The 10,477-nt window shown below is 71.9% G+C and carries 14 protein-coding genes and 3 tRNA genes; 5 read left to right on the top strand and 12 right to left on the bottom strand.

The window, feature by feature from the left end; translation table 11 throughout:
- The first annotated feature begins 313 nt into the window (after positions 1-313).
- Positions 314-724, top strand: a complete 411-nt coding sequence (locus PSD17_RS01880; RefSeq protein WP_165965822.1) for a sterol carrier protein — start codon at positions 314-316, stop codon at positions 722-724.
- 95 nt (positions 725-819) lie between these two features.
- Positions 820-1,083 (top strand): hypothetical protein, encoded by a 264-nt coding sequence (locus tag PSD17_RS01875; RefSeq protein ID WP_339121088.1) that lies wholly within the window; start codon positions 820-822, stop codon positions 1,081-1,083.
- Here the strand turns inward: PSD17_RS01875 and PSD17_RS01870 are convergent.
- Positions 1,035-1,337: a hypothetical protein gene (locus PSD17_RS01870; RefSeq protein WP_339121086.1), complete on the bottom strand. Its 303-nt coding sequence runs from the start codon at positions 1,335-1,337 to the stop codon at positions 1,035-1,037. The genes PSD17_RS01875 and PSD17_RS01870 overlap by 49 nt on opposite strands.
- Before the next feature lie 61 nt (positions 1,338-1,398).
- Between PSD17_RS01870 and yczR the strand changes: the two genes are divergently transcribed.
- Both yczR and PSD17_RS01860 read left to right on the top strand, forming a co-directional pair.
- Positions 1,399-2,871: a MocR-like transcription factor YczR gene (yczR, locus tag PSD17_RS01865; protein WP_339121085.1), complete on the top strand. Its 1,473-nt coding sequence runs from the start codon at positions 1,399-1,401 to the stop codon at positions 2,869-2,871.
- 88 nt (positions 2,872-2,959) lie between these two features.
- The gene (locus PSD17_RS01860) at positions 2,960-4,048 is read left to right on the top strand and encodes a CaiB/BaiF CoA transferase family protein (protein ID WP_013677495.1); all 1,089 of its coding nucleotides are present in this window, start codon (positions 2,960-2,962) and stop codon (positions 4,046-4,048) included.
- 239 nt (positions 4,049-4,287) lie between these two features.
- On the opposite strand, the gene rplA is transcribed toward PSD17_RS01860, so the two are convergent.
- The 5 genes from rplA to PSD17_RS01835 form a co-directional block, all read right to left on the bottom strand.
- The gene (gene rplA / locus PSD17_RS01855; RefSeq protein ID WP_013677496.1) at positions 4,288-5,010 is read right to left on the bottom strand and encodes a 50S ribosomal protein L1; all 723 of its coding nucleotides are present in this window, start codon (positions 5,008-5,010) and stop codon (positions 4,288-4,290) included.
- Positions 5,011-5,083: 73 nt separating this feature from the next.
- Positions 5,084-5,518 carry a 50S ribosomal protein L11 gene (gene rplK / locus PSD17_RS01850; protein ID WP_013677497.1) on the bottom strand — a complete coding sequence of 145 codons (435 nt, stop codon included), beginning with the start codon at positions 5,516-5,518 and terminating at the stop codon, positions 5,084-5,086.
- 85 nt (positions 5,519-5,603) lie between these two features.
- Positions 5,604-6,593: a transcription termination/antitermination protein NusG gene (gene nusG / locus PSD17_RS01845; protein ID WP_339121083.1), complete on the bottom strand. Its 990-nt coding sequence runs from the start codon at positions 6,591-6,593 to the stop codon at positions 5,604-5,606.
- A 76-nt stretch (positions 6,594-6,669) separates the two neighbouring features.
- Positions 6,670-7,014 (bottom strand): preprotein translocase subunit SecE, encoded by a 345-nt coding sequence (secE, locus tag PSD17_RS01840; RefSeq protein WP_013677499.1) that lies wholly within the window; start codon positions 7,012-7,014, stop codon positions 6,670-6,672.
- 79 nt (positions 7,015-7,093) lie between these two features.
- Positions 7,094-7,169, bottom strand: a tRNA-Trp gene (locus PSD17_RS01835).
- Between the two features lie 223 nt (positions 7,170-7,392).
- On the opposite strand from PSD17_RS01835, the gene PSD17_RS01830 reads away from it, so the two are divergent.
- Positions 7,393-8,616 (top strand): pyridoxal phosphate-dependent aminotransferase, encoded by a 1,224-nt coding sequence (locus PSD17_RS01830; protein ID WP_103383198.1) that lies wholly within the window; start codon positions 7,393-7,395, stop codon positions 8,614-8,616.
- Between the two features lie 61 nt (positions 8,617-8,677).
- Here PSD17_RS01830 and PSD17_RS01825 read toward each other — a convergent pair whose 3' ends face one another.
- The 6 genes from PSD17_RS01825 to PSD17_RS01800 form a co-directional block, all read right to left on the bottom strand.
- Positions 8,678-8,887 (bottom strand): hypothetical protein, encoded by a 210-nt coding sequence (locus PSD17_RS01825; protein ID WP_013677501.1) that lies wholly within the window; start codon positions 8,885-8,887, stop codon positions 8,678-8,680.
- A 110-nt stretch (positions 8,888-8,997) separates the two neighbouring features.
- A complete protein-coding gene (locus PSD17_RS01820) occupies positions 8,998-9,432 on the bottom strand; it encodes a MaoC family dehydratase (RefSeq protein ID WP_013677502.1) in 435 nt (144 codons plus the stop codon).
- On the bottom strand, positions 9,429-9,872 hold the full coding sequence (locus PSD17_RS01815; protein WP_158703522.1) for an FAS1-like dehydratase domain-containing protein: 444 nt from the start codon (positions 9,870-9,872) through the stop codon (positions 9,429-9,431). The genes PSD17_RS01820 and PSD17_RS01815 overlap by 4 nt, the downstream gene beginning before the upstream one ends.
- Before the next feature lie 2 nt (positions 9,873-9,874).
- Positions 9,875-10,042 carry a 50S ribosomal protein L33 gene (rpmG, locus tag PSD17_RS01810; RefSeq protein WP_013677504.1) on the bottom strand — a complete coding sequence of 56 codons (168 nt, stop codon included), beginning with the start codon at positions 10,040-10,042 and terminating at the stop codon, positions 9,875-9,877.
- Between the two features lie 39 nt (positions 10,043-10,081).
- Positions 10,082-10,157, bottom strand: a tRNA-Met gene (locus PSD17_RS01805).
- 38 nt (positions 10,158-10,195) lie between these two features.
- Positions 10,196-10,268, bottom strand: a tRNA-Thr gene (locus tag PSD17_RS01800).
- Positions 10,269-10,477 lie beyond the last annotated feature (209 nt).

Below are 10,477 nucleotides of genomic sequence, written 5' to 3'. Positions count from 1 at the left end.
AGCCGCCCGCCGACTAGCAGAAGACCTCAAAGACTGACCACCGAGGTTCTACAACACTCTCTCAACCCCAGCGCCGCCGGGCGGGGGGCGCGCGACGGCTGCACGGCGCCGCCGGAAGGCGGGCACGCGGCTCCGGCAGAGCACCGGCGGGCGCACGGAGGCGTCGTGAGTGCCGAAGGTCGCCATGGCGACTGTCAGGGCGACCATCGCCACTCACAGGCCCGGGCGGGCCAACCGTGGCCCGATCGAGGAGTCGTGCCGCGGGCACCTCGTCGGCCACACTGCCCGGCAGTCGACGGGGAGGAGTCGCGTCGTGGCGGCCTTCGAGAACGAGGACGAGGTCTACCGCTTCCTGGGTGGGGTGTTCCGGATCGGCATGCAGGATCCGGACCTCGTCGCCAAGCTGAAGCCGTCGGGCGTCGTGCTGCGGGTGACCTACACCGATCCGGACGCGGTGATCACCGTCGACATGCCGAACGCCGAGCTGTACACCGGCGCGGGCCAGGGGCCGGATCCCAACGTCGAGCTGTTCATGTCGGCCGACACCGGCAACCGCTTCTGGCTGGGCAAGGTCGTGCTGCCGGTCGCGCTGGCCAAGGGGCAGGTGCGGGCGAAGGGGCCCGTCGCGAAGCTGCTCACGGTTCTGCCGCTGGCCAAGGGCCTGTTCGGGCCCTACCGCCAGAGCCTGCAGGACGCGGGCCGGGCGGACCTGCTCGACGCCTGACGGATCGGTCCCCGCCGGGGGACGCGCGCCACCCGTTCCGGTGATCCAGCGCGCGAGCGCCTCCGCCGTGCCGATACTCGGCGGCGGAGGCGATCATGGACGTGGTCTGGCTGGACGTGCAGATGTGGACACCGTTGCGCGGCCACCTGCACCCCTTCACCGACATCGAGTGCGACGTGCCCGACCCGTTGCCCACACAGACCCTGGTGTGGGAGCAGTGGGCGCACGACCACCTGGCGGCCGTCGCGGTGCACGACCGCTGGCAGCCGGGTCGCTACCACTTCACCGCCGAGCGCCGTGACCGCGCCGGTCACGCCGTCGAGGTCTTCGCCCGCGGGTACTGGGACTGGACGCCCTGACTCCTGTCGACGTCGTTCCGGGCGCCCCGGACGAGCGCCCGCTCGTCGGGGGTGCGCTGGGGCCGGGTCGCGGCCCGGGCGATGCGCGCGCCGATCGCGGCCAGGTCGTCGCGGAGGAAGTGCCGCCGTCGAGGTATTCGTTCACCCGTGAGGCTCGACGTCCGGCCGTCGCCGTCGCGGCTGTCCGCGCCGTAGCGGGTGGCCGCCGCGCTCAGTACCGCCATGACCAGAACAAGGACCAGTAGTGTCGTCATGCCACCATGATGCGTAGAATTGGCCTGGTCTTGTAAAGCCAATTACCAGAGAGTGGCCTTCATGCCCGCAGACGACCTCGAACGGCGCATCGGCGCGCACAGCTTCGCGCGGTTGCTCGGCCAGTGGCGCCCGCCCGACGGCCGGGCCCTGGCCGCCGCGCTCGCCGACCAGGTCCGGCTCCTCGTCCTCGACGGTCGCCTCGCCCTGGGCACCCGCGTCCCCGCGGAGCGCGAGCTCGCCGCCGCTCTCGACGTGAGTCGCACGACCGTCGCGCATGCGTACGAGTCGTTGCGCGAGAACGGGTTCCTGCACAGCCGTCGCGGTTCCGGGAGCTGGACGCGGCTCCCCGACGCCCGGCCGGGCCAGCCGTCGACGCTCGGCGCGTTCACCCCGATCAACGACGACTCGATCCACGACCTGGCCTTCGCCGCGCTGCCCGCGCCCCTCGACGTCGTGCGGGCCGCTGCGGCCGCCGCCGTCAACGACCTCGACGTCCACCTGACCAGCCACGGCTACGAGGTCACCGGGCTGCCCGTGCTGCGCGACGCCATCGCCCGCCGGTACACCGAGCGCGGCCTGCCGACCACCGCCGACCAGATCCTCGTGACCTCCGGCGCCCAGAACGCGATCGCGCTCGTCCTCAACGCACTGGTCAACGCGGGCGACCGGGTACTCGTCGAGCACCCGACGTACCCCAACGCGCTCGATGCGATCCGCGTACGCGGCGGCCGGCCGGTGCCCGTCCAGCTCGCCGCCGACGGCTGGGACCTCGACCAGCTCACCGCCGGGGTCCGCGACGCCGCGCCCCGGCTGGCCTACCTGATCCCCGACTTCCAGAACCCGACGGGTCATCTCATGTCCGGCGACGACCGCGAGGCCGTGATCGCGCTCGCCCGCCGGACGGGTACGACGCTCGTCGTCGACGAGACGCTCAGCGAGCTGCCACTGTCGGTCCCGCAGCCGCTGCCCTTCGCCGTCCACGGCGGTGCGGCGGAGTCGTCGCTGGTCATCAGTATCGGCTCGGCGAGCAAGATCTTCTGGGGTGGGCTGCGGGTCGGCTGGATCCGGGCGTCGGCCACGACGATCCGCAGGCTCGCCTCGGTCCGCCCGGCGATCGACCTGGGCGGCTCCGTCATCAGCCACCTGCTCGCGGCCCGGCTGATCGACGACATCGCCGCGGTCGCCGCGACCCGGCGCACCGAACTGCTCGCCGCCCGCGACCATCTCCGGGGCCGCCTCGCCGAGCTGTTCCCCACGTGGACCGCGACACGCCCCGGCGGCGGCCTCAGCCTGTGGATCGACCTGGGCACCCCCGCGTCGAGCAGGCTCGCCTCGGCGGCCCGCCGGCACGGGGTGCTCCTCGCCGCCGGTCCCCGCTTCGGCGTGGACGGCGCCTTCGAGCGGAACCTGCGGCTGCCCTTCACGCTGCGCCGGGACCGGATGGACGCCGCGCTCGACGGCCTCGTGCACGCTTGGCAGGGCCTCGACGGCATCCCCGTCGTCGGCGACGCCGACCCGATCGCCGTCGCGTGACGTGGTCCCGTCCACACCCGCCGGTGCCGGGCCGTGAGCTGATCTAGGGTCAGGGCCGGCGGTGTCGACGGAGACGAGGGAGTCGGGCGTGGGGAACGGGCCACTGGCAGGGCTGCGGGTCGTCGAGCTGGCCGGGATCGGACCCGGGCCGCACGCCGCGATGATCCTCGCCGACCTCGGCGCCGACGTCGTGCGCATCGACCGCCCCGGCGGCCTGCAGATCGGCGACAGCGACGCCGACGTCGTGCAGCGCGGGCGGCGTCGCGTCGTCGCCGACCTCAAGGACCCGGCGGGCCGCGAGACGGTGTTGCGTCTGGTCGAGCACGCCGACCTGCTCATCGAGGGCTACCGGCCCGGGGTGACGGAGCGGCTCGGCGTCGGCCCCGACGTCTGCCTGCAGCGCAACCCGCGGCTGGTGTACGGCCGGGTGACGGGCTGGGGCCAGGAGGGCCCGCTGGCCGACCGGGCCGGCCACGACATCAACTACATCTCGCTGACGGGTGCCCTGCACGCGATCGGCCGCGAGGGTGAGCGTCCCGTTCCCCCGCTCAACCTCGTGGGCGACTTCGGCGGCGGCTCGATGCTGCTGCTCGTCGGCGTGCTCGCGGCGCTGTGGGAGGCGAAGGGCTCCGGGAAGGGGCAGGTCGTCGACGCAGCGATGGTCGACGGCGCGAGCATCCTCGTGCAGATGGTGTGGTCGCTGCTGGGTCAGCGGCTCTGGCTCGACCGGCCCTCCTCGAACATGCTCGACGGGCACGCTCCGTTCTACGACACCTACACCTGTGCCGACGGTCGCCACGTGGCCGTCGGGGCGATCGAGCCGCAGTTCTACGCCGCGCTGCTCGACGGCCTCGGTCTCACCGCCGACGAGCTGCCCCCGCAGCTCGACCGCGACAGCTGGCCCGCGGTGCACGCCCGCTTCGCCGAGATCTTCGCGACCCGCACCCGCGACGAGTGGGCCGACGTCTTCGCCGCCACCGACGCCTGCGTCACCCCGGTGCTGACCTTCGCCGAGGCCGCGCAGCACCCGCACGTCACCGCGCGGGAGACGATCATCGAGCGCAACGGTGTCCCGCAGGCCGCGGCGGCCCCGCGGTTCTCCCGGACCCCGGGCGAGGCAGGTGCGACGGGCGGCGCGACCGTCGATGTCGACGCGGTGCTCGCCGACTGGGCCTGACCCTGCCCGGCGCCGTGCCCCCGGTGCCGCGCGCAACCCCACTGCTGCCGATTCCGCGGCCGGGAGCACTCAGGTTGCGGCCGCCCACCCCCGCGCAACCTCACCGTCGAAATCCGGCCGCGGCACGACCGTGAGGTTGCGCTCGACGCGGGCACGGCGACGCCCCCGCCGCGGCGGGCCCGAACACGGCGACGCCCCCGCCGCGGGAGGCGGCGGGGGCGTCGGCGAGCAGGTTCGCGTCAGGCGCTGGGCGCCTCGTCCACGAGGAGGTTGCGGGTGCGGTTCGGGTCGACCGGGATGCCCGGGCCCGAGGTGGTGGAGACGGTGATCTTCTTGATGTACCGGCCCTTGGCGGCCGACGGCTTGGCGCGCAGGATCTCGTCGAGCGCGGCGCCGTAGTTCTCCACCAGCTTGGCGGCGTCGAACGACGCCTTGCCGATGACCAGGTGCAGGTTGGCCTGCTTGTCGACCCGGAAGTTGATCTTGCCGCCCTTGATGTCGTTGACGGCCTTGGCGACGTCCGGGGTGACGGTGCCGGTCTTCGGGTTGGGCATCAGGCCGCGCGGGCCGAGGATGCGCGCGATGCGGCCGACCTTGGCCATCTGGTCGGGCGCGGCGATGGCGGCGTCGAAGTCGAGCCACCCGCCCTGGATGCGCTCGATCAGGTCCTCGGCGCCGACGACGTCGGCACCCGCGGCCTCGGCCTCGGCGGCCTTGTCGCCGGAGGCGAAGACGATGACCCGGGCGGTCTTGCCCGTACCGTGCGGCAGGTTCACGGTGCCACGGACCATCTGGTCGGCCTTGCGGGGGTCGACGCCCAGGCGCATCGCGACCTCCACGGTGGGGTCCTGCTTGGACTCCGCGGAGGTCTCCTTGGCCAGGTTCGCCGCCTCGAGCGGGCTGTAGAGCCGGTCGCGGTCGATCAGCTCGGCGGCCTTGCGGTAGTTCTTGCTGCGCTTCATGTCTGTCCTTCGGTTCTGGTCAGATCGTGGTGCGAGCCGCGCAGGCTCTCCCACAACTGCGGAGGCGGCCGTCTCAGCCGTTGACGGTGATGCCCATCGAGCGCGCGGTGCCGGCGATGATCTTGGCGGCGGCGTCGATGTCGTTGGCGTTGAGGTCGCGCATCTTGGTCTGCGCGATCTCCCGCACCTGGTCCATGGTCACCGAGGCGACCTTCTTGGTGTGCGGCTCGCCCGAGCCCTTCTCGACGCCCGCGGCCTTGAGCAGCAGCTTCGCCGCCGGCGGGGTCTTCAGCTCGAACGAGAACGACCGGTCCTCGTAGACCGAGATCTCGACGGGCACCACGTTGCCGCGCTGCGACTCGGTGGCGGCGTTGTACGCCTTGCAGAACTCCATGATGTTGACGCCGTGCTGACCCAGCGCGGGGCCGACCGGCGGCGCGGGCGTGGCCGCGCCGGCCTGGATCTGCAACTTGATGATCGCGGAGAGCTTCCGCTTCTTGGGAGGCATTTCTTCTTTTCCTCTTCGATCCCTGCTCGGGGTGCGCCGCGGACCTGCCTGCCGGGGCGCGAGTTCAGTGGGTGCCGGGCCTGCCTCAGATCTTCGAGACCTGGCCGAAGCCCAACTCGACGGGCGTCTCGCGACCGAAGATCGAGACGAGCACCTTCAGCTTCTGGGCGTCGACGTTGACCTCGTTGATCGTCGCCGGCAGCGTCGCGAACGGCCCGTCCATGACGGTGACCGACTCACCGACCTCGAAGTCGACCTCGACCGCGGCCTTGCCGGGCGTCGCGGCGGCGCCGGGCTTGGCGGCGTCCTTCTTCGCGGGCTCGGTCTTGGGCAGCAGGAACTTCAGCACGTCGTCGATCGACAGCGGCGAGGGCCGCGACGTCGCGCCGACGAACCCGGTGACGCCCGGCGTGTTGCGCACGGCGCCCCACGACTGGTCGTTGAGCTCCATGCGGACCAGGATGTAGCCGGGCAGCACCTTGCGCTGCACCTGCTTGCGCTGCCCGTTCTTGATCTCGGTGACCTCTTCGGTGGGCACCTCGACCTGGTAGATGAAGTCCTCGACGTCGAGGGTCTGCACCCGCGTCTCGAGGTTCGACTTCACCTTGTTCTCGTAGCCGGCGTAGGAGTGCACGACGTACCAGTCGCCGGGGGCGCGGCGCAGTGCCTCGCGCAGCTCCTCGGCGGGGTCGGTGTCCTCGTCACCGCCCTCGGCCACGACGGCGCCGTCCTCGTCGGGGACCGTCTCGTCCTCGTCGGAGCGGGCTGCGTCGGCGGCGAGCTCGTCGACGTCGGCCTCGTCGGCGACCGACTCGTCGTCGGCGTCGTCAGCGTCGTCGTCGGCATCGGACTCGTCGTCAGCGTCGTCGTCGGACTCGTCGGCGTCGGCCTCGTCGGTGTCGGCCTCGTCGGTGTCGGCGAGCTCGGCGTCGACCTCCTGGACGCTCGCCGACTCGGCCTCGACGTCCACGTCGGTCTCGTCGGACACGGCGTCGATCACCGCCTCGTCCGCCGCGATCTCGTCGGCGGTGAGGTCGGTGTCGGCCGCGCCCGGGCTGCCGTCTGGGGAGGTCACGTACGTCTCGCTTCCTTGGTCTGCGTGGCCCGCGGGGATGTGGTGGTCCGCGGGCCGGTGTGGTCGACCGCTGCGGTCACGGTCCGAAGACCGCCCCGATCGCCTGCCCGAACACGAAGTCGAGCCCGGCCACCAGCGCGACCATGAACGACACGAAGACGAGCACGACGATCGTGTAGGTGACCATCTGGTTCCGCGTCGGCCAGATGACCTTGCGGAGCTCCGCGACGACCTCGCGGAGGAACCGGGCGAGCCGGTTCGGGGCGGAGACCTTGGTCTGCCGGCCGTCACGCACCGGGGTGGCGCGCCCCTTGCCCGGCGTCCCGGTGGACCCCGCGGACGACGCGGCGGCACGCCGACCACGACGGTCGGCCGCGGTGCTCGGACGCTCGCGCCCGGACCGCTGCTGCTCCTCGCTCACGCCCGCTTCCTCCACCCGTACCGGGCGGAGCGCCCGGCGCTGTCACAACCGTACGTACTGGACTCCGTGCATGTCGCGATGGCAGGGGTGACAGGACTTGAACCTGCAACCTGCGGTTTTGGAGACCGCTGCTCTGCCAGTTGAGCTACACCCCTAAGCCTGCCCCGGCGGGCGGCGGACCACCACGGGGCTGGCGATGTCGCCACGGCGGACGCACCATGGCAACCACCCGGAGGTGATCTCCACGCACGATCCACCGGCACGACGTACCCGGCCAGACGAGTGTACGGCACCCTCCGGAGCGGCCCGAAACCGCACACCTCCACGGCTCCGAAACCCGGGCGCGGCAGGCCGGGCGACGTGGGGGAGTATGGCGGCATGGCCACCGCTTCGACCACGTCACGCAACCGCATCTCCGCACGGATCGGCGGCATCGCCGAGTCCGCCACGCTTGCCGTCGACGCCAAGGCCAAGGCGCTCAAGGCGGCCGGCCGGCCGGTCATCGGCTTCGGCGCGGGCGAGCCGGACTTCCCGACGCCGCCCGCGATCGTCGCCGCGGCCCAGGCTGCGTGCCTCGACCCGAAGAACCACCGCTACACCCCCGCCGCCGGGCTGCCCGAGCTCCGCGAGGCGATCGCGGTCAAGACCAAGCGCGACAGCGGCTTCGACGTCGCCGCGAGCCAGGTGCTCGTCACCAACGGCGGGAAGCAGGCCGTCTACCAGGCGTTCGCGACGATCATCGACCCGGGCGACGAGGTCATCCTGCCCGCGCCCTACTGGACGACCTACCCCGAGGCGATCGCGCTCGCGGGCGGGGTCCCGGTCGAGGTCGTGACGGGCCCCGATGCCGACTACCTGCCGTCGGTCGAGCAGCTCGAGGCCGCACGCACGCCGAGGACCAAGGCGCTGCTGTGGTGCTCGCCGTCGAACCCGACGGGCGCGGTCGCCTCCCGCGAGCTCACCGAGGCCGTCGGCCGCTGGGCCGCGGAGAACGACGTCTGGGTCATCACCGACGAGATCTACGAGCACCTCGTCTACGACGGCGCCGAGGCCGCGTCGGTGCCGGTCGTGGTGCCCGAGATCGCCGACCGCACGATCGTGCTCAACGGCGTCGCCAAGACCTACGCGATGACCGGCTGGCGGGTCGGCTGGATGATCGGCCCGGCCGACGTCATCAAGGCCGCGGGCAACCTGCAGTCCCACCTGTCGTCCAACGTCGCCAACGTGTCGCAGCGCGCGGCCCTCGAGGCCGTCTCCGGCCCGCTCGACGCGGTCGCCGAGATGCGCGCGGCGTTCGACCGCAGGCGGCGCACCATCGTCGAGCTGCTCTCGGCGATCCCGGGGGTGCAGTGCCCGACCCCGCGCGGCGCCTTCTACGCGTACCCGGCCGTGGGCGAGCTGCTCGGCAAGGAGATCCGCGGGACGGTCGCGCACACCAGCGTCGACCTCGCCGCGGCGATCCTCGAGCACGCGGAGGTCGCCGTCGTCCCGGGCGAGGCGTTCGGCACGCCGGGCTTCTTCCGGCTGTCCTACGCGCTCGGCGACGAGGACCTGCGCACCGGCGTGACCCGGATGGGCGAGCTGCTGGCCGAGGCCAAGTAAGCACCGCACACGCGACGAGGGGCGGACGCCGTGCGGCGTCCGCCCCTCGTCGTCGGTGGGGCTACTTGTCGGTGTCGGCCAGCGCGGCGAGTGCCGCCGCGCGCTTCGCGTACTTCCAGTTCGCGAGGTCCTGGATCGTCTTGATGCCGAGGGCGGCGAGCTGTTCGTCGTGCTTCTCGGTGAGGCCCTCGAGTGCCGACGGCGGAGCGGCGAGGATCTCCGCGGCCGACTTCTCCTCCCAGGCCTTGTCCACGAGCTTGCCGAACTTCACGGTCGTGCTCCCTCCGCTGGGGCGGTCACTGCTCGGACACGGATCCGGAGATCCGTTGACCTGCGCAGCATCGACCCACGGGAGGGTCAGGGCAAGCCGACCGGCCGATGTCAACCAGGTAGGGCGACCTCGGCGGCCGCGCGGCCGAGCACGGTGCGGCCGTCGAACTTCGCCGTGACGTCGACCTTCGCGATCCGGGAACCGTCCTCGCCCTCGACGACGTCGCGGACCTTGCCGGAGAGCTCGAGCGTGGCGCCCTCGTCGTCGTCGGGGACGACGACCGGGCGGGTGAACCGCACACCGTACGAGCGCAGCGCCGCGGGATCGCCGACCCAGCCGGTGACGAGCCGGCCGGCGAGCGCCATCGTCAGCATGCCGTGCGCGATGACGCCCGGCAGACCGACCGCGGCGGCCGTGCGGTCGTTCCAGTGGATGGGGTTGAAGTCGCCCGACGCGCCCGCGTACCGGACGAGATCGGCCCGGGTGACCTGCAGGATCAGCGGAGGCAGCTCGTCGCCCTTGGCGACGGCGGAGAAGTCGGTCACGACGCGGCCTGCGTGACGAGCATGGCCTTCGTCGTCGCGACCGCGGCCCCGTCGACGTCGGCGATCTCGCAACGCAACGTCAGCATGTGGCTGCCGGCGCGGGTCGTGAGGTCGTCGACGTGGACGACGGTGACCAGCTCGTCGCCACCCCGGATCGGGCGGTGCAGGACGATCGACTGGTCACCGTGCACCATGCGCGAGTAGTCCCAGCCGAAGGCGGGATCGCGCAGGAAGGACTCCATGAGCGGCATGGTGATCGTCGCGGCGAACGTCGGCGGTGCGACGACGTCGGGGTGGCCCGCGGCGCGCGCGGCGGCCACCTCATGACAGATCCGCGAGTGCTCACCGACAGCGATGGCGAACTCGCGGATCTTCTCGCGGCTGACCTGGTACGGCTCGCTCGGCTCGAGCGACCGGCCGACCCAGCTCTCGTCGGGCACGCTCAGCGGGTCTCGCGGTGCTCCCGGTGCGTCCCGCAGTTCGGGCAGAACTTCTTGATGGCGAGCCGGTCGGGGTCGTTGCGCCGGTTCTTCTTGGTGATGTAGTTCCGGTGCTTGCACTCTTCGCAGGCCAGCGTGATCTTCGGCCGTACGTCCGTGGCCTTGGCCATCGCGGGTGCCTCCTGCTAGTGAATCTGAGATGGTCTGTCTGGTAGCGGTGGCCGGACTTGAACCGGCGACACAGCGATTATGAGCCGCTTGCTCTACCGACTGAGCTACACCGCTTCGCGAGGCTGATCATACTCTCGACGCAGCCTTGCTCGAGCCCCTTTACGGAATCGAACCGTAGACCTTCTCCTTACCATGGAGACGCTCTGCCGACTGAGCTAAAGGGGCGGCACGGTCTCCCGGGGCGGATCGAGCACTGCCCCGGTGGACCTGCAGAACTCTACACAACCCCGCCGCGGCGCCCCGCACGCGGGGTCGGCATGCGCACCTAGCTGTCGCCGCGGCAGAGGTTGTTGACGCGGTGGGCGGGGGGGGGTGGCCGCCGAGCGCGGTGTGGGGCCGGTGATGGTTGTAGCCGTGTAGCCAGGCCGGTAGCG

The organism is Pseudonocardia sp. D17, assembly GCF_036984265.1.
In the GTDB taxonomy this organism is placed as follows: domain Bacteria; phylum Actinomycetota; class Actinomycetes; order Mycobacteriales; family Pseudonocardiaceae; genus Pseudonocardia; species Pseudonocardia benzenivorans.
This window is presented reverse-complemented; position numbering and strand designations above follow the sequence as displayed.

Bases quoted from the DNA above. Each gene is read 5' to 3' on its own strand.
- PSD17_RS01875 (WP_339121088.1), top strand. From the start codon at position 820: ATGGACGTGGTCTGGCTGGACGTGCAGATGTGGACACCGTTGCGCGGC.
- rplK (WP_013677497.1), bottom strand. From the start codon at position 5,518: ATGCCTCCCAAGAAGCGGAAGCTCTCCGCGATCATCAAGTTGCAGATC.
- yczR (WP_339121085.1), top strand. From the start codon at position 1,399: ATGCCCGCAGACGACCTCGAACGGCGCATCGGCGCGCACAGCTTCGCG.
- rpmG (WP_013677504.1), bottom strand. From the start codon at position 10,042: ATGGCCAAGGCCACGGACGTACGGCCGAAGATCACGCTGGCCTGCGAA.
- PSD17_RS01870 (WP_339121086.1), bottom strand. From the start codon at position 1,337: ATGACGACACTACTGGTCCTTGTTCTGGTCATGGCGGTACTGAGCGCG.
- rplA (WP_013677496.1), bottom strand. From the start codon at position 5,010: ATGAAGCGCAGCAAGAACTACCGCAAGGCCGCCGAGCTGATCGACCGC.
- PSD17_RS01830 (WP_103383198.1), top strand. From the start codon at position 7,393: ATGGCCACCGCTTCGACCACGTCACGCAACCGCATCTCCGCACGGATC.